Here is a 21,953-nt window from a genome sequence, read left to right as displayed (position 1 = left end):
CTCGTCGAAGAGCTGGAGTACGACACGGACGGTGACGGCATCGGAGACATGATCGTCCTGGACACCGACGGCGACGGTCGCGCAGACGAGGAGCACGTCGACAGCAACAGCGACGGCGTGACGGACTCCGCGATCATCGACACCAACAGCGACGGCATCGGCGACATCCACGCCTCCGACACCGACGGCGACGGCTACTACGACGCAGAGGAGGAGATCACCACCGATAACACCGCGATGGACATGCCGACCACGGACGAGCTCGGCTACACCGAAGACGCATACCAGGAGAGCTACGAGGACAGCGGCGACGCTACCGGCCTCGACGACACCGCCACCGACTTCGCCTAAACAGCAATCAGGCCCCGTTCCCACAAGGGAGCGGGGCCTTTTCGCATTCAGTTACCGCGACTTGCGCGTCGCACGTCGACGCCCGCGGGAGCTTTTGCTTATCGACGCCTCCCGCTTCGGTTCTTCCTGCTTTGCCCGACTCGGCTGCTTCTTCTGGTCCTGCTGGCCAGAAGTACGGCGCGTCGCTCGGCGGCGACGGCGGGAACCGCTGGTCTTCGTCGGACGCTGCGTTTCGTGACGTTCTTCGTCCCAGGCAGAATCCTCCCGGTCAGAAGTGGAGTCTGCGGAATTGGCTGATTCGGCGAATGCTAGGGCGTCGGCCGCCTCGTCAATCGCGTCTTCGGTGGACATGTCGTCGTAATCCTTCGGATCAGGACGGTAGTCCGACACAGAATTCCCGCGAGTCTTTCGCTTCCGGCGCGGGGAACGCTCGAACTCGGCGACAGCCTCGTCGTAGGTTGTCGTCTGCTCCGTCGTCTCCGTCGTTTCCGACTGTCGCTCTTTTTGATTCTGGCCCTGATTCTGATCCTGCTCTTGTTGGCGGCCACGGCCACGGCCGGAACCGCGACGGCCACGGCGGCGGGAAGAGCGACGCTTGGGCTGGTCATCGCGCTCGCTGCGCTCGTCGTCAGAATCGGTTTCGGCGACGACGGCGTCGACAAGCTCTTCTGCGCTCTTATTCTTCTTGTTGCGCTTCTCCATCGCCTTCGCTGCCGGGTGTTTGCCCGGGGCATGGGTGCGAGGGGAGTCGGGATCGACGGGGTCGTCGGTAAGCACAATGCCCCGGCCATCGCAATGCTCGCACTTGGTGGAGAACGTCTCAACGAGGCCTGTGCCCAGGCGCTTTCGCGTGAGTTGGACGAGACCGAGCGACGTGACCTCCGAAACCTGGTGGCGCGTGCGGTCGCGTCCGAGCGCTTCCTTGAGGCGGCGCAAAACGAGGTCCTGATTCTCCGGCAGGATCATGTCGATGAAGTCGATGATGATCATGCCGCCGATGTCGCGCAGACGCAGCTGGCGGACGATCTCCTCTGCTGCCTCGAGGTTATTGCTGGTCACCGTCTCTTCGAGCGAACCGCCGGAACCCGTGAACTTGCCGGTGTTCACGTCGATGACCGTCATGGCCTCCGTGCGGTCGATGACGAGCGTGCCGCCCGACGGCAACCACACCGTCCGCGACAGTGCCTTTTGAATCTGCTCATCGACGCGATACACATCGAACGCATCGCGGCCGTCATTGGCGTGGCGGTCGAATTTCTCCAAGCGTTCGAGCAAATCAGGCGCGACGGACTGGACGTAGCTGTGCACGACATTCCACGACTTTTTGCCGTCGATGACGAGCGAGTCGAAATCCTCGTTGAACAAATCACGCACGACCTTGACCAAAAGGCGCGGCTCCTCGTAGAGCGTGACGGGCTTGGCGCCCTTCGACTGCTTCTCCTTTTCCGCTTCCTCTTGGATCGCTTCCCACTGGGAATGCAGGCGGTTGACGTCGGCAGCGATGGCTTCTTCCGGCGCGCCCTCGGCTGCAGTGCGGATGATCGTTCCGCCCTTGCCGGGCACGACGCGGACGAGAATGTCCTTCAAGCGCTTGCGCTCCGGGGCGGGCAGCTTGCGCGAAATGCCGGCGCTGCGTCCGCCTGGGACGTACACGAGGAAGCGGCCCGCCAGGGAAATCTGCGTGGTCAGGCGTGCACCCTTGTGGCCCACCGGGTCCTTCGTCACCTGGACGAGCACTTGGTCGCCGGACTTCAGCGCCTGCTCGATGCGACGCGAACGCCCGCCGAGACCAGCGGCTTTCCAATCCACCTCGCCGGCATAGAGCACACCATTGCGGCCCTGCCCGATGTCGATGAACGCGGCCTCCATACTCGGCAGCACATTTTGCACGCGACCGAGATAAATATTGCCGATCATCGACGCGTTTTCATCCGAATCAACGAAGTGCTCGACGAGCAGGCCGTCTTCGAGGACGCCGACCTGAGTAAGGGTGCCAGGGCCGTCGTGACGCTTACGTTCACGCACGACCATCGTGCGCTCGACGGACTCGCGGCGCGCGAGGAATTCCGCCTGCGAGACAACACGCGAGCGTTTGCGCTCCTCCTCGCGGCGTTCGCTGCGGCGGCGTCGCTGCGCCTCAAGCCGCGACGACCCCTTGATCGCCTTCGGCTCCTCGATGTGCTCGTCCGTTGCGGTTTCCTGCGGTTCCGGGGCATCGCTTATCGACGCATCCCCCGTCCTCTTCGCCCTCCTCCGCGAACCCCGGGGCGGAGCCTTGAACACTGGCGCGTACATCCCTGTCGCTTCCTCGGGCGCCGGCGTGATCTCAGGCTCGATGTCGGTGAGCAGATCTGCCTCGACCTTATCCTCGATCTGGCTGATCTCGTTCTCGACGTCCTTACGGACGCGGTGGCGGATCTTCTCCTCCGCCGCCGGATCGACGTCTTCTGTTTCCGCGCTCGTAGCGGCGGTGTCCTCCGTCTGAGCTTCCTGAGTCTCAGGGGTGGCCTCGAGCGCGTCAAGCACTTGCTCGGTCTCTGCCTTGCTCAGCGAGGATTGCGCGACCTTCACCAAGCCCAGCTCGTTGAGCTTGACCACGAGGTCCTTAGATGTCATCCCCAGCATCTTCGCCAGGACGAACACGCGAGTCTTCTCACCGATCTGCGAGCGGTCGAATTTCTCGGGATTTTTCGCCGCCGTCTTTTTTGCCGTTTTCTTCGCGGCTTTCTTCACAGCCTTCTTGGCTGTCTTCTTCGTCGCTTTCTTCGTTGTTTTCTTCGCTGTCGAACGTGCCCGGCGCTTGCGCGGGGTAGTTGTCTCGTCGCTGTCAGCCACGGAAATCTCCTATTGAATTGCCGCGCGCGGTACGACTCCCAGCACCGGGCGCTGGTGGAATGACTCCACCGCCGCCGCACAGTGCTGTGCACCGCCGATCGCGCGGAATAAATGTCAAGCTTATTGAGCAATCGATTGCTCCGGAGACCATTGTGGCACAGCTTGGCTGCGTCAGGGCGCCCAGACGGCACCGAACCGTTGGTTCGTTTTCGACCCGATCGAACCGACAGGGACGCCCACCTGCGCGAGAGAGGTGGCGTGTGCGCTTAGCGCTTCTCCTGGAAGCCCTGGCCAGCGACCCACGTACGAGTCACGGCAAGACGGGCAGATGCACCCGGGTCCTCCACGTCCGAGACACGGTAGAAGTCCATGACCACTTTGTCCTTGGAGATACGGGCAATTCCGTAACCGTGGGAATCGAAGTCCACGTGGTTGACCCACGGATTCGCCGAGTACATCACACTTTCGACGAGGTGAGTGATGTGGTTGTCCTCGGGCGTGTAGGTCTTCGTGTACTTGGTCACGATTTCATCCACATTCGGGGCCGTGATCGACGAACACACCATCTCGCAGCCGATCTCCTTGCCCTTGTGCTGCACCGAGTGAGCCCACTCGGAATGGATGTCGCCGGTGAGGAAGAGGGTGTGGGGGGCGGTGCTGGAGAGGACGTCGAAAAGCCGTGCTCTCTCGGCGCGGAATCCATCCCACTGGTCGGCGTTGACGGCGATGCCCGCGGACTTCGTGAACTCGTCGAGCACGTCGTTCGCGGTTCGGTTGTCGGAGCTCGTCGGCGGCAGGTGACCGATCTCCATCGGCGAGACCATCACCGAATTGCCCAGGACATTCCAAGCAGTCGTCGCGGTTTCAACCTCGCCCTTGACCCAGTCGAACTGCTCCGAGCCGAGCATGCTGCGCTCCGGCGCATCCTTGTCGCGGCCGAGCGCCTTGACCGGCTCGTCACGGTACGACCGCAGGTCCATCATCGTGAGCTTGATCAGGTTGCCGAACTGGTAGCTGCGGTAAATATGACCGCCTTCCGACGGACGCACAGCACGCACCGGCAGCCACTCGTAATACGCCTGGTGAGCGAAAGACTCACGCTTCTTCCACTCGCCTTCCGCGCCCTCGGTGTGGTTCTCGGCGCCGCCCCTCCAGGAGTCATTGGCTGACTCATGGTCATCCCACACCACGACCCACGGCGCGGCAGCGTGCGCGGCCTGCAGGTGCTCGTCGGTGCGGTAACGGCCGTAGCGAACGCGGTAATCCTCCAGCGACACGATCTCGTGCGCCGGGTGGTGCGGACGCGACACACCGCTCTTACCGGCATACTCACCGGTCGGGTACTCGTAAATATAGTCGCCCAAGAAGACGACGACATCGATCTCGCCCGCAGCGGCACGCTCCGCCATGTCGCGGTAGGCGGTGAAATACCCGCACTCGTAATTGGCGCACGATGCGACGACGAGCTTGTATTCGTCGATATCCGCCGTGTAGGCCGGCGCCGTGTGGGTCGCACCCACCGGGGAGACCTGATCATTCCAGCGGAAACGGTAGAAATAATCGGTGGCGGGTTTCAGACCGCGGGGGTCGACCTTCACCGTGTGATCGCTCGCAGCGGTGGCGCGATGCGTGCCCTTGCGCACGATCTTGGAGAACTCGCGGTCCGTGGCGATCTCCCATTCCACCGTCGCATCCTCGCCGATCCCCGACCCCGGCACAGCCTCCTTCGACACCGTCACACGGGTCCAGATGATCACGGAATCCGGCGTCGGATCACCGGACGCGACACCGTGCATGAACGCCGCGTACGGCTTCGGCTTCGGGGCCTGCGGCAAGCGTGCCGACGACAGCGACCGCGACGACGATAGCTGAGCATTCGCAGTGGCATTCCCGGCCACAGTCGCACCAGCGGCAGCTGCGGCGGAACCCGCGAGGAAGCGACGACGAGGAAGATTCTTATTAGCCATGCATAACACCTTCGAATCCGCCGTACAGCGGCGCAAGCGGAACTCGTCGGTGCCAACGAATGTTCCGCACGAATTCACAGGGAGTTCACTTGGCGTGAGTAAGCAAAAAGCCCGCACCATAACGGCGTGGGCTCGAAGCAAAGATGACTTAGAGGTTCGGGAACCAGATCGCGATCTCGCGCTCTGCGGACTCCGGAGAATCGGAGCCGTGCACAACATTCTCGCCGACCGTCAGAGCGAAGTCGCCGCGGATCGTGCCCGGGGTCGCCTTCTCGACCGGGTGGGTGCCACCGGCGAGCTGACGCCATGCGGCGATCGCAGACTCACCTTCAACAATGCCTGCGACCAGCGGCGCGGAGGTGATGAAGTCCACGAGCTCGCCGAAGAACGGCTTGTCCTTGTGCTCCTCGTAGTGCTTCTCAGCGGTCTCGCGGTCTGCGGTGCGCAGATCCATCTCGACGAGCTTCAGGCCCTTGCGCTCAATACGGGAGATGATCTCTCCCACGTGGCCGTTTGCGACACCGTCAGGCTTAATCAGAATCAGAGTGCGTTCAGTCATGGCTCCAACCCTACCGCCTGCTAGCTGACGTCGCGCACAACAGCCGCCGCAGTCTCATAGTCCGTGTTTCGGAACCACAGCTGCACCTGACGGACCGCCGAATCCTCGCGCCCCTCGGCCTTCAGACGGGAGACGGTGTCGCGTTGTTCATCGTCGAGCTCGATCGGCGCACCCTCTCGGGCGCTGTATGACCGGTACTTCTCCCTCAGACCGATGAACAGGAAAACGCCCGCCCCGGCCAGCAGCAACAGTGCCACCCACTTCGGAGTGTTCATGAACGCGAGGACGATCGCACCCAACGACAGGACCGCGGCGAGAGCGAGAGAACCAGCTTGCATGCATCCAAGGGTACCTGGGATGGAGCATGAAAATTATTTTGTTTTTCGATGCGAAGTAGTGCGATCCGCGTCACAATAGGGATATAGTTTTGCTTAGGTAACTTCCTAGGCGAAACGTGATGTTCATTCAGCGATCGCGAAAGGACCGACAGCATGACTGCGACCCTGACCCCCGCCTCCATCTACGCCAGCCCGTACCCGGACCTCGAGCTATTCGGAGGCACCGTCTACGAGCAGATCTTCAACGACCTCACCGACGAAGACGCCGCCCGGACCGCGATCACCGAGCTGACCACCGGCGACACCATCACTTACGGCGAACTGCAGCGCAAAGCCGATGCGGTCGCCGGGTACCTCGCGCAGCGCGGCATCGGTCCCGGCAGCGTCGTATCCCTTCAAATTCCCAACTCCATCAACTTCGCGGTCGCCCTGTTCGGCATCTTCCGCGCCGGGGCCACAGTCAACCCGATCGGCGTCCTCATGAACGCCGACGACGTGGAAAAGGTCGCAGAAATGGCCGGCGCAGACCTCTTCATCGGGATCTCCGACGTTGAGTGCGGGGAGCGTGTGAGGGAAGGGGATCTGGAGGGGATCGTCGATAAGCAATTGCCCGCTCCTGATGTCGACATTGACGGGACCGCGCTCGCGTCGGTGCCATTTTCTTCGGGCACGACTGGGATGCCGAAGGGCGTCATGCTGACGCACAGCAATCTCACCTCGAATGTCCTGCAATCGAAGTACATGCTGACAAAAAACGGCATGGGAAACGCCTCGGCGACGCTATCTCCCCTGCCGTTTTCCCACATTTACGGAATGACCGCACTGCTGCTAACCCCGATGATGCTGCGCTCCAACGTCCACACCATGCCGAAATTCGACCTCGAGACATTCCTGCGCGCGCACGGCGAACACGGCATCGAATTGACGTTCATCGCCCCGCCCATGGCCGTCGCCCTAGCGAAGCACCCGGCGGTCACGCCCGAAGGATTCGCCGCGAACAAGCTGATGTTCTCCGGCGCTGCACCGCTTGACGACGAAGTCGCGCGCGCTGTCGAACGCCGCCTCGGCACCGACTGCGTGCAGGGCTACGGCATGACCGAGACATCCCCCGCGGTCAATATCGGCATCAAAGGCGAGACGAACCCCGGCTCGATCGGCTACCCCGTCCCGAACACCGAATGCCGCGTCGTGGATATCGAGACACTCGCAGACGTCCCGCACGGCGAATCCGGCGAGCTCCTCGTGCGCGGGCCGCAAGTCATGCAGGGATACCTCAACAACAAGGAAGCCACCGACGAGACCTTCGTCGACGGCGGGTGGTTGCGCACCGGCGACGTCGCGCGTGTCGACGAAGACGGACGCTTCTACATCGTCGACCGCGCCAAAGAAGTGATCAAATACAAGGGCTACCAGGTCGCACCCGCCGAACTCGAGGCCCTGCTACTCACGCACGAAGCAATTGCCGACGCCGGCGTTGTCGGCGTCGAACGCGACGGACTCGAGATCCCGCGCGCATTCGTCGTGCTTCAGCAAGGAGCGGAACTGACCGCCGAGGAGCTCATGAAGTGGGTCGCCGAGCGCGTCACCCCCTACAAGAAGGTGCGCGCAGTGACCTTCCTCGACGAGATCCCCAAGAACCCCACCGGCAAGATTCTGCGCAAGGACCTGCGCCTTATCCCGCTGGAGGGGTAGCTTCCCGCCGCCTTCGGGGGCAGTGCGACGCATCCCACATAAAGTCTGCGCGAATTCCTCTGTAAAGTTCTGCGACATAAGTCACAATTAAGAGTGTTATGGTTTTGCTCCACATTTCCACTGGGAGCGGAACCACACTCCGGAACCCAAGAAAAGAGGGAATCATGGCTGACAACCCAGTCCACGAGCTGCTGGACCCGAAGACCGACTACTACCAGGTATTCGCTGACATCGAGGGCGAGGACCTCGAGTGGTGGAAGAAGGCCCGCGACTTCGGTGAATTCGCCCGCCCCTACGTCAACGAGGGATGGGAAAAGGCCGAGTACCAGATCCCCGTCGTCGCCGAGGCCGGTAAGCGCGGCCTATTCCGCGATGCCATCGAGATCGAGGGTGAGCCGCACATGTCCGTGCGTGCTGCACGCCTGATGGCCTTTGAGCTTGCCCGTACCGACGCGTCGCTTGGCACCGCTTTCGGTGTCCAGGCCGGTCTCGCGATGCAGTCCATCGCGCTGTGCGGCTCCGAGGAGCAGAAGGCGAAGTACCTGAAGCCGATGTGCCACCTGGAACTCCGCGGCGCTTTCGCTCTGACTGAGCCGGACCACGGCTCCGACTCCATCGCGCTGGAGACCACCGCAACCCGCGAGGGCGACGAGTGGGTCATCAACGGCGAGAAGAAGTGGATCGGCCACGGCTCGGTCGGCCACATCGCGGTCGTGTGGGCGCGCGACACCGAAGACGGCCAGGTCAAGGGCTTCATCGTCGACCAGGACCAGGAGGGCTACGAGGCGGAGACGATCGTCGGCAAGGCATCGCTGCGCGGCATTCCGCAGGCGCACATCAAGCTTAACGACGTCCGCGTTTCCGACGACCGCCGCCTCCCCGGCGCCAACTCCTTCCGCGACTGCGCAAAGGTGCTGGCTGGCACCCGCGTCTCCGTCGCATGGGCCTCCCTCGGCCTGGCGACCGACTGCTACGAGAAGGCGCTCGACTACGCGCAGCGTCGCGTCCAGTTCGGCCGCCCCTTGGTAAAGAACCAGATCATCCAGCAGCGTCTCGCCGACATGCTGCAGGATCTCACCTCGATGTTCCTGTACTGCCGCCGCCTACTCGAGCTGGAGGAATCCGGCGAGCTGACCGAGCAACAGGCCGCCCTGGCGAAGGTCCACTGCACCCGCGCCGCACGCAAGATCTCCGCTGACGCCCGCGACATGTTCGGCGGCGTGGGCATCCTGCTGGAAAACGACGTGGCACGCCACCACGCCGACATCGAGGCCCTGCACACCTACGAGGGCACCGACACGATGCAGTCCCTGATCGTGGGCAAGTCCATCACCGGCGTCGGCGCATTCGCCGGCTAAGGCACACGCTGAAAATGAGCTGCATCGCGACCGAGAATGGAAGCGGTGCAGCTTTTCGCGCGAAAGCTACAGAAAGCGAGAAATACTCATGACTGAAGAGAACGTGACCGACGGCGTGGCCGCCCTCCTCAACCCGAAGACGGACTACTACCGCGTATTCGCCGATGTCGACGGCGAAGACCTCGAATGGTGGAAGAAGGCCCGCGAGTTCATGGAGTTCGCCCGCCCCTCCATCAACGAGGCCTGGGAGAAGGCCGAGTACAACATTCCCGGTGTCGAGGAAGCCGCTCGCCGCGGCCTGGTCACCGACGGCATTTCCATCGACGGCAAGCCGGGCATCTCGATCCGCGCGAACCGTCTGATCCAGATGGAATTCGCCCGCACGGACGCGTCCACCGCGACCGCACACATCGTGCAGTCCGGCCTGGCGATGCGCTCGATTTCCGAGTGCGGCTCCGAAGAGCAGAAGGCCAAGTACTTGGGCCCGATGTCGCGCATGGAGATCCGCGGCGCCTTCGCGCTGACGGAGCCGGACCACGGTTCGGATTCGATCGGCCTTGAAACGTCCGCACGCCGTGAGGGCGACGAGTGGATCATCAACGGCGAGAAGAAATGGATCGGCCACGGCTCCGTCGGTCACATCACGATCGTGTGGGCGCGCGACGAAGAGGACGGCGAGGTCAAGGGCTTCATCGTCGACCAGGACCAGGAGGGGTACTCGGCGGAGACGATCGTGGGCAAGGCATCGCTGCGCGGCATTCCGCAAGCACACATCACGCTTAACGACGTCCGCGTTTCCGACGACCGCCGCCTCCCCAATTCCCACTCCTTCCGAGACACCGCGAAGGTGCTCACCGGCACCCGCATCGCGGTGGCGTGGGTCGCGCTCGGCATGGCGATCGACTGCTACGAGAAGGCACTCGACTATGCACAGCGCCGCGTCCAGTTCGGTCGCCCCCTGGTGAAGAACCAGATCATCCAGCTGCGCCTGGCCGACATGCTGCAGGAAGTGACCTCGATGGCGCTGTACTGCCGCCGTCTGCTGGAACTCGAGGAGGCCGGCGAACTCAACGAGAAGCAGGCAGCCCTGGCGAAGGTCCACAACACCCGCGGCGCACGCAAGATCGCGGCCGACGCCCGAGACATGTTCGGCGGCGTGGGCATCCAGCTCGAAAATGACGTGGCACGCCACCACGCCGATATCGAGTCGCTCCACACCTACGAGGGCACGGACACCATCCAGTCCCTCATCGTGGGCAAGTCGATTACCGGAGTGTCCGCTTACCGCTCCTAAGGCACTCTGAATGCCGGGTCCTGCTAACGCAGGGCCCGGTTTTGTGTTTTAACGGCCGAAGAGAGTACTCATGGCGCCGAACGGGGGATGTGTGCGACGCACGGGTGTTCCGCGCGGTGAAACCCAGACCGGGGTGCCCCGGCGCATGTGAATACGCCCGCGTTTTCGCCGCCGTGGATCGTCGTCGTTGACGCGGTTGTGGTAGCTGCACAAGGGCGCGAGGTTGTCCAGGTTGGTCTCCCCTCCCCTGCTCCACGGTGTGACGTGGTGGATCTCGCATGTGTCTGCGCCGTGGCGGCAGAACGGCTGCGAGCACATCGGCATCGCGGCTCGCGCGAGATCCCGCTGCTTCTGGTTGGCGAAGCGGCTCAACCGGTACAAGTTCACCGCGCCCTGCTGCGGGTGGAAGACCGCAGCTTCCAGCTCATTGTCGGCGGTGGCGATGAAACGGTTGAGGAATTCTGCACCCGTCATGGTCGTGCCGTCGGTAAGCCCGAGAATGACCTCGTCGCCACTACCGCGGACAATATCCACGAAATCCGGCAGACCGACAAGAACAAGCGGCCGCGGTTGCGCGTGCGGGACGCCTGTAACGGGCGGGCCGTCGGTGTTGCCTTCGGAGTTGCCTTCGAGGTTGCCGCGCAGCAGGTCCTCGAATCTGGACGCCATCTGGGGCATGGCGGGCTTCGAGGAATCAATGCCGTCACGCAGAAATTGCTCGGTGTCGGCGAGCAGGCGGTCGTCGGCGGTCACGGTCATGGAGCGCTTCCCCATCTTCGAACGGCCGAATTTGACGGCGTCTGCGGGCGCAGCAGGTTCCGGGTCCGGCACGAGCTGTTTCGCGCGGCGCTTCACAGCGTCGAAGGTGCCGCGGCTGTTCAGTAAGGAAAGGCGGGTCTTCCAGCGGGTGGAGGGATCGTCGATAAGCGAAAGGCGCGTTTCGATGAACGCGAGCTGATCGATAGAAAGCTCGCTCGTCCGCGCCTTCTCGAGGGCTTTTCGTTGCCATTTCGTCCATTTCGTGCGCCCGAAATAGGTGTTGCTCACTGCTTCCCAATCGCGGACGCGCCGCGGATCGAGCCCGGCGGCGAGCGCGACCTCGCGGTCAAAATCCGCGAGCGAGTCCACAACGCTGTCGGACAGCGTGCGGATCATGTCAGTGAACGTCATGATTTTCACGCTAACCGAAACCGCAACCCGTAGAAAGCGATCTTTGCGCATTATAGTGCGCAAAACCGGCACCCTGCGATCGTGCGGGGTGCCGGTTTTGGCGAGAGCCGGTTAGTTATTCAGCGGCTTGCGCGTGGTCGCCATGGACACGGCGCGGTCGTGGTTCTCCTGGCGCTGGAGCACCTCGGTGGCGGCGTCGACCTGGCGCTGGGCCAGCTCGTCCTCGGTCGCGGTGCCCTCGCCGGTGAAGACCTTGGCGAGAGCCTCGCCGACGGCCTTGTCGGTCTCGGAACCGTCGGTGTACTCCAAGGTCTCGCCAGTGAGCGGGAGCTCGGCGTCGGCGGGTGCGGAGTAGCCCTCGGCAAGCTTCTTCACCAGCTCGAGAGCGCCCTCGACGACGTGGTCCGGGGACTGGATGACCTCGTCATTCTCACGCCAGAAATCGACGTTGACAGCCGGGACCGGCTTGACGTTGAGCAGGACGCCGAAAGCGGTGGCGTGCGGGTTCGGGGCGCCGATCTCGACCAGGCGCTCCAGCAGGCGCACCGGGCCGGACCAGGCCGGGAAGAGGCCGACGTTGCGCTCCGGGAAGCCCACTCGGGACTCGGCGTGGATCACAGAAGCGTCGGTGTGCAGCAGCAGCTCCATGCCGCCGCCCAGTGCGACGCCGCGGACAGCGCCGACCACCGGGTACGGAGCGATGCGTGCGCCGTGCAGGCCGTCGATGCCCTGCTTGATGGTGCGTGCCAGCTCCTCAGCGTCACCCTCCGGACCGGAGAGCTTCGCCAGGGTGCCCAGGTCGGCGCCGGCGGAGAAGGCGCGCTCCTCGTCGTTGGCGATGACCAGACCCTTGAGGTCCCACTCCGGCGCGTGCGTCCACAGCTCGGTGACGGCGTTGGAGTTGGAGTTCATCGGGGTCTTGTAGACGAAGACACCGAAGCCGGCGTAGTCGCCGTCGGTGAGCTTGTACACGGTGGCGTCGTCGTTGCCGGCGATCTCCTCGGCGCCAGCGACCAGGTCAGCCACGCGGATGACGCCCTCGCGTTCCGGCAGGTCGGTCAGGTTGCCGTCAGTGCCGAGCACCTTGCCGTCGGCGTAGAAGCCGCCGGCCTGCTTAGCGGACTGAAGCAGGGACGGGGCGTCGTCGATAAGCGATGCGACGAAGTCGATGCCCAGCGAATCCGCGAGTGCGAACGGCCCCTTCTTCCAGCCGTAACCGAGCTGCATCGCGATGTCGATCTGGTCGACCGTGTCGGCGATCTCCGGCGCGGTGTCGCAGCAGTACTTGATGAAGGTCGCGAAGACCTCCTTCGCGTAGTCGCCCTCCGGGGTGCCCGACTCGATGAGCTCCTTCGGGTCCTTGCCGACCTCGAATTTCTCCTTCGGGCGGTAGTCGCCGGCGGCGAAGTCGTAGACCTCGTCGCGGCCGCGGTAGAAACCGGACTCCGCGGTGCGGCCGGTGAAGCCCTTGTCCAGGAGGGTCTTGAACTCTTCGCGCTCGACGATGTTGTAGTCGTGGTACGCGTCGGACTCCGGCAGGGCCTTCAGCAGCGAACCCCAAATGCCCGGGACGAGCTGGATGCCGACGTAGTCGAACAGGCCGAAGATGCCGGTACGCGGCACGCCGAACGGGCGACCGAACGCGACGTCCGCCTGCTCCGGCTTGATGCCGGTATCGAAAGCGGTCTTCGCGCCGACCGCCATCCAGAAGTTGCCGATGCGGTTCGCGATGAAGCCCGGGGTGTCGCGGCAGTCCACGACGACCTTGCCCATCTGGCGCTCCAGCACGTGGTGCATCTGCTCCTTGACCTCGGTGGAGGTGTCCGGGCCCTCGACGTACTCCACCAGGCGCATCACGCGCGGCGGGTTGAAGAAGTGGGTGATGGAGAAGTCGCGCTTGAACTCGTCGGATGCCTCGCCGAGCAGGACCTCCAGCGGGATGGTGGAGGTGTTCGACGACACCGGGGTGCCCGGCTTGCGGTGGGCGTCGACCTTGGCGAAGGTGTCGCGCTTGACGTCGATGTCCTCGAAGACGGCCTCGACGATCCAGTCGACCTCACCGAGGCGGTCCAGGTGGTCCTCAGTGTTGCCCGGGGTGATCAGCTCCGCGTTCTCGGGGCGCTGGAAGCCGTGGCGCTTCAGCTGGGTGTCAATGCCCTTCTGGGCGCGGCCGTTCCGCTCGTCCCCTTCAGCTCCTTCGATCGGCAGATCGAGGAGCTGAACCTTGATGCCCGCGTTGGCCATGTGCGCGGCGATGCCGGCACCCATGGAACCGGCGCCGAGAACTGCTGCTGTAGTGATGTCTTTAGCTGCCATGTGTTTTAAACCTCCAGAATGAGTGCGATGCCCTGGCCGCCGCCGATGCAGGCGGTGACCAGGCCGTAGCCGCCACCAGCGTTCTTCAGCTGGTGGATGAGCTTGGTGGTCAAAACGACGCCGGTGGCGCCGATCGGGTGGCCGAGCGCGATGGCGCCACCCTGGATATTGGTCTTGTCGTTGTCGAAGCCGAGCTGGTCCGCGACAGCGATGCACTGTGCGGCAAAGGCCTCGTTGGACTCGATGAGCTTGATGTCGTTCAAGGACAGGCCGGCCTTGTCCAGCGCCTTCGGCACAGCGGCGACGGGGCCGAGACCCATGGTGGCCGGGTCGCAGCCGGCGACACCCCAGGAGACGATCTTGGCCAGCGGCTCGAGGCCGAATTCCTTCAGGCCGGACTCGTTTGTCATGACGGTGGCGGCAGCGGCGTCGTTGATGCCGGAGGAGTTACCGGCGGTGACGGTGCCTTCCTTGCTAAACGACGGGCGCAGCCCCGCCAGTTTCTCCAACGTGGTCTGGCGCGGGTGCTCGTCGGTGGTGAACTCGCCGACCGGGACGATCTGTTCCTCGAATTCGCCGTTCGCGATCGCAGCGGCGGCGCGCTCCTGCGACTGCAGGGCGTATTCGTCCTGGCGCTCGCGGGAGATGTCGTGCTTCGCGGCGATGTTCTCGGCGGTGATGCCCATTCCGCCGTTGCCCATCGGGTCGGTCAGGGCCCCGGTGAGCCAGTCGATCAGGCGGCCATCGCCCATCTTGCGGCCCTGGCGCATGCCCTCGACGGAGTACGGAGCCTGGGACATGACCTCGACGCCGCCGGCGAGCGACAGCTTCGCGTCACCAGTGATCAGCTGCTGAGCGGCGGAAATGATCGCCTGCACGCCGGAGCCGCAGAGGCGGTTCACACCGTACGCGTGGGAGCTCTGCGGCAGTCCAGCCTCCAAAGCCACAGCGCGGGAGGTGTAGTTGTCGCGCGGGATCGTGGTGACCACATTGGCCCACACGGAGGAGTCGAAGTTCTCGGCGGGAACGCCGGATTCTTCGATGACGGCCTTGGCGATGTGGGTGCCGAGGTCGATGGTGGCCATACGGGACAGCGAACCGCCGAACGTGCCGACGGGCGAGCGCTTGGCCTGGGTGATGTAAATAGGCTCAGACATGGATCTCCTTCATCGATTGTGCTGGATTACACATCCACACAATTATAGGAAAGATCACAGTGGAGTTCCGCGCCTCGATCACTTTTTCTGACCGGGGTAGCACCGCTCACATTTCGCAGTGCTTATCGACGGGCCACCCCGCCTCACCTACCCCTCGTCGGCAGTGCCCAGGTGCTGCGTGGTGAGGAGCCCGCGGCGCTGGCGTTCCAGGATATCGGCGCGCATTTTCACGATCAGGAACCAGACAATTCCGAACATGATGCCCACTGCTCCGACTGACCAGTGGATGAAAAAGCCGATGATGATGAGGGGGACTTGGAGGGCGACGTCGATAAGCAATACTCCCGGGCGTCGCTGGAAGAATGCCGCAATGAAATGCGCGAACCCCATGACGGTGATGAACACCCAGTTGAACGTGGTCCACATTTCGCCGTCGTTGATCTTGAGGATGACGGTCAGGCACAGCCAGATCGTGATCGCTTCCATGATCAGGGTGCCGGAGAGCACGCCGGATAGGCCTTTGATCGGGTCCTTGACGGGCGCGGAGCCGGGGCCGAGCGGGCCGTACTCGACGGGTTTGCGGGGCGTGCGGGACATTATTCGGGGTCCTTTCCAAACATGGCGCGAGCCTCACCGGCGGTGACGACGGAGCCAGTGATGAGCACTCCCGAGCCGGACTGCGCGCCGACGGCTTCGAGCGCTTCTTCGGCGAGCTCGACGGCGAGCGTGTACGCGGACGGGAGGTGCTCTTCGACGTGGACGCGCTCCTCGCCGAAGATGTCGCGCGCGGTCTCGGCGAGCTCGTACGCGTCGGTGGCGCGCGGCGACGAGTTCTGGGTGATGACCACTTCGCTCAACACGGGTTCGAGGGCGGTGAACACGCCGACGGCATCTTTGTCGTCGAGGATGCCGAGTACGCCGATGAGGCGCGCGAAGTTGAAATCGCGCTCGATCGCGGCGGCGAGGGCTTGGGCGCCGTGCGGATTGTGGGTGGCGTCGACGAACGTCGTCGGGGTGGAACGCACACGCTCAAGACGCCCCGGGGACACGGCGGCGGCGAACCCAGCGCGGACGGTGTCGGCGTCGAGGGGCTTTTCCGCGCCGGCGCCGAAGAACGCTTCGACAGCGGCGAGTGCGACGGCTGCGTTCCGGGCCTGGTGCGGGCCGGACAACGGCAGGAAGATGTTGTCGTAGGTGCCGGACAGGCCGCGCAGTTTCAAGGTTTGGCCGCCGACGGCGACGCCGGCTTCTTCGACGCCGAATTCTTCATCGAGACGCGCGACCGCGGTGCCAACCTCGACGGTGCGCTCCAAGATGACGCGCATTGCGTCGGGTTCTTGGTTCGCGACGACGGTGACGGCCTCAGGGCGGCGGACGATCCCAGCCTTCTCCCCCGCGATCTCGGCGAGGGTGTCGCCAAGGTAGTCGGTGTGGTCGAGGCCGACGGGCATGATGACGTCCACGTCGGATTCAACGACATTCGTCGCGTCCCACGTGCCGCCCATGCCGACCTCGACGACAGCAATCTCGACGGGCGCATCGGCGAAAGCGGCGAGCGCGATCGCGACGGTCACCTCGAAATACGACATGGGGTGGTCGCTTTTCGCATCGACCATCTCAATGAAGGGTGTGATTTCGTCGTAGATGCGCACGAAATCAGCCGGGTGAATCGGCTGACCGTCAATGCCGACGCGCTCGGTGATCGACTGCAGGTGCGGGCTCGTCGTGCGGCCCACACGCGCGCCGAAGGAGCGCAGCAGCGACTCGATCATGCGCACCGTTGACGTTTTGCCGTTCGTGCCGGCGACATGAATGACCTTATAAGCGCGCTCGGGGTGGCCGAGGAAGTCCATGAGCATCTCGATGCGCTCGAGGCTCGGGTCGATCTTCGTTTCCGGCCAGCGCGCAAGCAATTCGCGCTCCACACGCGCGAGTTCGGCGAGATCATCCTCGCTCACGGGGCGCGGGACGGGGGCGGCGGAGTCGGGGTCGGCGGGGGTGTCGTCGATAATCTCGTCGCCCAAATTGAGAACGAGCCCGTCTTCGTCCATGCGGATGTCGTATCCGCTCTCCTCGCGGTCCGCCACTACTTGGCCTCCGGAAGCGCGGCAAGGCGGGCGGTGACGCGCTCGACCTCTTCCTGCGCGACCTTCTGGCGCTCGCGGATCTTCTCCACGACCTCGGCCGGGGCCTTGGACAGGAAGGACTCGTTGCCTAGCTTCTTGCCGGTGTTGTCCAGCTCCTTCTGCGCGGCAGCGAGCTCCTTTTCGAGGCGCTTGCGCTCAGCCGCGACGTCGACGGTGCCCGAAGTGTCCAGGGCCGCGTCCAGGGTGGTTTCGGCGAGACGCACTTCAATGCTTGCCGACGCCTCAAAGTCCTCCCCCGGCTCCTCAACCTTCGCGATCGAGCGGATCATTTCCTCCTGGCCGACAAGGTCCGCCTTGGCGAAATCAAGGCGCGCCGGCACCTTCTGCGACGGCTTGACGCCCTGGTCAGAGCGGAAACGGCGCAGCTCTGTGATCAGCGCGATCGCGTCGTTAATGCGGCGCTGGGCAACCTCGTCGACCTCGGCGCCGCCGTTGGTGTCCTCTGCGGTCGGCCACGGCGCGAGGCACAGGGAGTCCTTTTCGGTGAGAGCTTTCCAGAGGACCTCGGTGACGAACGGCATCGTCGGGTGCAGCAGGCGCAGCACCACGTCGAGGACGCGGCCGAGGACGATCTGGGTGGTGCGGCCGCGTGCGGTCTCGCCGTCGCGCGGGATCTGGGTCTTCGCGATCTCGAGGTACCAGTCGCAGAGCTCATCCCAGGTGAAGTGGTAGAGCTCCTCGTTGGCTTTGGAGAACTGGTAGTCGTCGAGAAGCTTATCGACGTTGCCCCGCACCGTTTCCAGCCTGTCCAGGATCCAGCGGTCTGCGTCGGTGAGCTCCTCGCGCGCCGGCAGCGGACCGACGGCGGCGCCGTTCATGAGGGCGAATTTGGTGGCGTTGTAGAGCTTGGTCGCGAAATTGCGGGCGGCCGCGGCGTTGTCGTCGCCGATCGGCAGGTCGATGCCCGGGTTCGCGCCGCGGGCGAGAGCGAAGCGCAGTGCGTCCGCACCGTAATCGCGCACCCAGTCCATCGGGTCAATGCCGTTGCCGAGGGACTTCGACATCTTCCGGCCCTTCTCGTCGCGGACCAGACCGTGAAGGAAGATATTGTCGAACGGCACTTCCGGCCGATCGTCCTGGCCTTGGCCCAGGACATCGGCTGTTTGAGTGCCGGCGAAGGTGCCGAACATCATCATGCGGGCGACCCAGAAGAAGAGAATGTCGTAGGCGGTGACAAGCACCGTCGTCGGGTAGAACTTCTCCAGCTCCCGGGTATTGTCCGGCCAGCCCATCGTGGAAAACGGCCACAGGGCTGACGAGAACCAGGTGTCCAGGACGTCCGGGTCCTGCTCGTAGCCAACTGGTGCTTCCTCGTCGGGGCCGAGGCAGATGATGTCTCGGTTGCCGTCGGCGTCTTCTGGGCCGTACCAGATCGGGATGCGGTGGCCCCACCACAGCTGGCGCGAAATGGTCCAGTCGTGCATGTTGTCCACCCAGTCAAAGTAGCGCTTCTCCAGGGAGTTCGGGTGGATGACGGTGTCGCCCTGACGGACGGCATCGCCGGACATGCGGGCGAGCTCGGAGACCTTCACGAACCACTGCAGCGACAGGCGCGGCTCGATCGGCTCGCCGGTGCGCTCGGAGTGGCCGACGGAGTGGACGTAGGGGCGGACTTCCTTGACGATTCGCCCCTGCTCCGCCAGTGCCTCACGCACCTTCACGCGGGCTTCTTCGCGGGTCAGGCCGTCGAACTGGGTTCCGGTGTCGGCGATGCGTCCGGTCTTGTCCATGATGATGGGCATGTCCAGGTCGTGGCGCAGGCCCATCTCGTAGTCGTTCGGGTCGTGGGCCGGGGTGATCTTCACCGCACCGGTGCCCAGCTCCCGGTCGACGTAGTCGTCGGCGATGACCTTCAGCTTCAGGTCGTCGCGGAACGGGTGGTCGAATTCTTCGCCGATGAGGTGCTGGTAGCGCTCGTCATCGGGGTGGACGGCGATAGCGACGTCGCCAAGCATCGTCTCCACGCGGGTGGTGGCGACAATGAGGTGCGGCTCATCGTCATTGAGCGAGCCGTAGCGGATGGAGACGAATTCGCCCTCGACGTCCTTGTAGACGACCTCGATATCGGAGACGGCGGTCTCCAGCACCGGGGACCAGTTGACCAGGCGGTAATCCTGGTAGATCATCCCGGCGTCGAAAAGCTGCTTGAAAATGGTGACGACCGCGCGGTTGAGCCCTTCGTCCAGCGTGAAACGCTCCCGCGACCAGTCGACGGAATCGCCGATCGCGCGCATCTGCGAGGTGATCGTGCCGCCGAACTTCTCTTTCCACTCCCACACGCGCGAGATGAATTCCTCGCGGCCGTAGTCGTAGCGGTCCTTGCCCTCGGTCTCCTTGAGCATCGCCTCGACCTTGGTCTGCGTGGCGATGCCCGCGTGGTCCATGCCCGGCAGCCACAGGACCTCGTAGCCCTGCATGCGCTTGCGGCGGACCAACGAATCCATCAATGTGTGGTCGAGCGCGTGCCCCATGTGCAGCTGGCCCGTGACATTCGGCGGCGGCAACACGATCGAATAGGCGGGCTTATCGGAAGCCGGGTCGGCCGTGAAATAGCCCTTGGCCACCCAATCGTCGTAGATCCCCTGCTCGAGGTCCTGAGGTTCCCAGCTCTTCGGCAGGGCGTCTGCCCGGCTGGCACCGATGAGCTGCTCGTTGTACGTCGCGCTAGATTCAGTCACGGTTAGACAGTGTAGCCGTCGTACCCAGCCGGGCTTCGAGGGTGTTAGAAGAGCTTGTCGGCGATCTCCGCCTCGGCGCGCAACGCCTCGATATTGGCGTCGACGCGCGCCCGCTGTGCGTCGTCAATCTCAAGCCCTTCGACCGTGCCCCAACGGCCGTTGATGCCGATGACTGGGAAGCCGAACACGAGGCCCTCGTCGACCCCGTAGCTGCCCTGCGAGACGACCGCGGACGTGGTCCACTTGCCCTCCGTGCCGGTGACCCAGTCGCGCATGTGGTCCACGGCTGCCGACGCCGCAGATGCCGCCGACGAGCGGCCGCGCACCTTGATGATCTCGCCGCCACGCTTGGCCACACGCGGAATGAACTCGTTTTCGTACCACTCGCGCTCCACGCGGTCCGCCACGGACTCGCCGCCGACCGTCGCGTACGTGATGTCCGGGAACTGGGTGTCCGAGTGGTTGCCCCACACGACGATGTTCTCGAATGCACTCGAGTGCTCCCCGAGCTTTTCCGACAGCATCGAGATCGCGCGGTTGTGGTCGAGGCGCATGAGCGCGTTGAAGTGCTCCGGCCCGACGTCCGGCGCTGCCTTGTTCGCGATGTACGCGTTCGTGTTCGCCGGGTTGCCCACGACGAGCACGCGCACATCGTCTGCCGCGTGGTCATTGATCGCGCGTCCCTGCTCGACGAAAATCTTCCCGTTGGCTGCGAGCATGTCCGCGCGCGACTCTCCCTCGCCGCGCGGCTTCGCGCCGACGAGGAACGCCGCGTTGACGCCGTCGAAGGCCTTCGCCGGATCGTCGGTTACCGTGATCGAGCGGACGTTGCCCAGCGCGGAGTCGTTGAGCTCCATCGCCACGCCCTCAGCCGTGCCCACGGCGTCCGGAATATCCAGCAGTGTCAGGTCCACGAGGGTGTCTGCCCCGAATACTTCGCCGGACCCGATCCGCCACAGCAGCGAATAGGCGATATTGCCGGCGGCACCCGTGACGGCCACCTTGACGGACTTCGTGGGATCGAGCGGATTAGTCATTTCTTCTCCTTCGCTTTGCTCCCTCTACCCGGGTGGGCGGTACCCCCCGAATAGGCGTGCGGGCTCTCTGAACATCACCCATGCTACCCCCGTTGCACTAGGCAATTTCCACATTCTGCGCCCACCTTCTTCCGTTCATTCGGCACGGCCTACCCCATTTGGGCACGATAATAAGGACACGACAGGGCATTTGCGTCCCCGCCGTGAGACCGTTTTCAAGCTTCAAAGGAGACGTTGTGACGGAGTCCCCGCAACCCGGCACCCAGTCCGGCGATGAGCCTGCCGACAAGGCCGACACCGCCGCGCTGGACCGCGCCGTGGACATTGCGCTGATCCATTTCGCGCAGGAAGGGTACGCCGCCACCAAGCTCGACATGATCGCGCGCGAGGCCGGCATGTCCAAGCGCATGCTGCATTACCACTTCGGCGACAAGCGCGAACTTTACCGCCGCGCGCTCAACCGCGCGGCGTGGAGCTTCATCCCGCCCCAGGAATTCCTGGACCGTTCCTACGCAGTCCCAGTCGAGGGCATCCGCCGCTTCGTGGACGTGCTGTACAACCGGATGATCCAGAACCCGGATTCAATCCGCCTGTTTTTGCGCGAGAATCTCGATCCCGTGCTCAGCCCAGAGGAATTCACCGCCACCCGCAACGATTCGGAGGTGCTTCTCCAGATTGAACGCCTCCTGCTGATGGGCCAAGACGCGGGTGCGTTCCGTCCGGGCATTTCCGCGACCGATGTCGTTGTGCTCATCGCGTCCCTGACATTCTTCCGCGTAGGCAATCACGCCACGATGGATGAATTCGGCGGCTTGAACTTGCTCAGCCCCACCAACACGGAGGGCATGCGCCGCCTCACCATTGACGCGGTGCTGACATTCCTCACGTCGAATATCACCCATTCGGGCTACGAGTCGTACCTGACGTATTCCACGCCCGCCGTCACGCAGCCCGCAAGCCAGGAAGAGTCCAGCGAGGGCGACTACATCGCGGACACGCTTGTCGACGACATCTACGACCCCAACTACACCGACACCCCGTCCGGCGAATAGCT

At 64.0% G+C, this 21,953-nt stretch carries 16 protein-coding genes; 5 read left to right on the top strand and 11 right to left on the bottom strand.

Annotated elements, in window-relative coordinates; translation table 11 throughout:
- Nucleotides 1–351: hypothetical protein (locus M3G19_RS08715; RefSeq protein ID WP_259902215.1), on the top strand; the 351-nt coding region annotated here is incomplete at its 5' end.
- Between the two features lie 51 nt (nt 352–402).
- On the opposite strand, the gene M3G19_RS08710 is transcribed toward M3G19_RS08715, so the two are convergent.
- The 4 genes from M3G19_RS08710 to M3G19_RS08695 all read right to left on the bottom strand — a co-directional run bounded on the left by M3G19_RS08710 (nt 403) and on the right by M3G19_RS08695 (nt 6,050).
- Entirely contained in the window at nt 403–3,012 is a 2,610-nt protein-coding gene (locus M3G19_RS08710; RefSeq protein WP_396121772.1) for a translation initiation factor IF-2 N-terminal domain-containing protein, read from the bottom strand.
- 440 nt (nt 3,013–3,452) lie between these two features.
- Entirely contained in the window at nt 3,453–5,153 is a 1,701-nt protein-coding gene (locus M3G19_RS08705; RefSeq protein WP_259902214.1) for an alkaline phosphatase, read from the bottom strand.
- Nucleotides 5,154–5,301: 148 nt separating this feature from the next.
- Entirely contained in the window at nt 5,302–5,712 is a 411-nt protein-coding gene (gene ndk, locus M3G19_RS08700) for a nucleoside-diphosphate kinase (RefSeq protein WP_210572452.1), read from the bottom strand.
- Nucleotides 5,713–5,732: 20 nt separating this feature from the next.
- Entirely contained in the window at nt 5,733–6,050 is a 318-nt protein-coding gene (locus M3G19_RS08695; protein WP_259902213.1) for a hypothetical protein, read from the bottom strand.
- A gap of 153 nt (nt 6,051–6,203) precedes the next feature.
- Between M3G19_RS08695 and M3G19_RS08690 the strand changes: the two genes are divergently transcribed.
- The 3 genes from M3G19_RS08690 to M3G19_RS08680 all read left to right on the top strand — a co-directional run bounded on the left by M3G19_RS08690 (nt 6,204) and on the right by M3G19_RS08680 (nt 10,394).
- Nucleotides 6,204–7,742: an AMP-binding protein gene (locus tag M3G19_RS08690; protein ID WP_259902212.1), complete on the top strand. Its 1,539-nt coding sequence runs from the start codon at nt 6,204–6,206 to the stop codon at nt 7,740–7,742.
- Between the two features lie 164 nt (nt 7,743–7,906).
- Entirely contained in the window at nt 7,907–9,100 is a 1,194-nt protein-coding gene (locus M3G19_RS08685) for an acyl-CoA dehydrogenase family protein (RefSeq protein ID WP_259902211.1), read from the top strand.
- 88 nt (nt 9,101–9,188) lie between these two features.
- Complete coding sequence (locus tag M3G19_RS08680; protein WP_259902210.1) at nt 9,189–10,394, top strand: acyl-CoA dehydrogenase family protein; 1,206 nt, start codon at nt 9,189–9,191, stop codon at nt 10,392–10,394.
- 48 nt (nt 10,395–10,442) lie between these two features.
- On the opposite strand, the gene M3G19_RS08675 is transcribed toward M3G19_RS08680, so the two are convergent.
- From M3G19_RS08675 to M3G19_RS08645, 7 genes are all read right to left on the bottom strand, one after another.
- The gene (locus M3G19_RS08675) at nt 10,443–11,564 is read right to left on the bottom strand and encodes an HNH endonuclease signature motif containing protein (RefSeq protein ID WP_259902209.1); all 1,122 of its coding nucleotides are present in this window, start codon (nt 11,562–11,564) and stop codon (nt 10,443–10,445) included.
- Between the two features lie 111 nt (nt 11,565–11,675).
- Nucleotides 11,676–13,880 carry a 3-hydroxyacyl-CoA dehydrogenase/enoyl-CoA hydratase family protein gene (locus M3G19_RS08670; RefSeq protein WP_259902208.1) on the bottom strand — a complete coding sequence of 735 codons (2,205 nt, stop codon included), beginning with the start codon at nt 13,878–13,880 and terminating at the stop codon, nt 11,676–11,678.
- A 5-nt stretch (nt 13,881–13,885) separates the two neighbouring features.
- Complete coding sequence (locus M3G19_RS08665) at nt 13,886–15,037, bottom strand: acetyl-CoA C-acyltransferase (protein ID WP_259902207.1); 1,152 nt, start codon at nt 15,035–15,037, stop codon at nt 13,886–13,888.
- Nucleotides 15,038–15,184: 147 nt separating this feature from the next.
- Nucleotides 15,185–15,634: a DUF4233 domain-containing protein gene (locus tag M3G19_RS08660; protein WP_259902206.1), complete on the bottom strand. Its 450-nt coding sequence runs from the start codon at nt 15,632–15,634 to the stop codon at nt 15,185–15,187.
- Nucleotides 15,634–17,088, bottom strand: coding sequence for a folylpolyglutamate synthase/dihydrofolate synthase family protein (locus M3G19_RS08655; protein ID WP_259902217.1), 1,455 nt, complete (start codon nt 17,086–17,088; stop codon nt 15,634–15,636). Before M3G19_RS08655 ends, M3G19_RS08660 begins: the two co-directional genes overlap by 1 nt.
- A 35-nt stretch (nt 17,089–17,123) precedes the next feature.
- Nucleotides 17,124–19,862 carry a valine--tRNA ligase gene (locus M3G19_RS08650; RefSeq protein WP_259902205.1) on the bottom strand — a complete coding sequence of 913 codons (2,739 nt, stop codon included), beginning with the start codon at nt 19,860–19,862 and terminating at the stop codon, nt 17,124–17,126.
- 44 nt (nt 19,863–19,906) lie between these two features.
- Nucleotides 19,907–20,899, bottom strand: a complete 993-nt coding sequence (locus tag M3G19_RS08645; RefSeq protein WP_259902204.1) for a malate dehydrogenase — start codon at nt 20,897–20,899, stop codon at nt 19,907–19,909.
- 236 nt (nt 20,900–21,135) lie between these two features.
- Here M3G19_RS08645 and M3G19_RS08640 point away from each other — a divergent pair, with 236 nt between their 5' ends.
- Complete coding sequence (locus M3G19_RS08640) at nt 21,136–21,951, top strand: TetR/AcrR family transcriptional regulator (protein WP_259902203.1); 816 nt, start codon at nt 21,136–21,138, stop codon at nt 21,949–21,951.
- Nucleotides 21,952–21,953: the final 2 nt, after the last annotated feature.

Origin of the sequence: Corynebacterium sp. p3-SID1194 (assembly GCF_025144155.1) — a bacterium.
Lineage (GTDB): Bacteria > Actinomycetota > Actinomycetes > Mycobacteriales > Mycobacteriaceae > Corynebacterium.
This window is presented reverse-complemented; position numbering and strand designations above follow the sequence as displayed.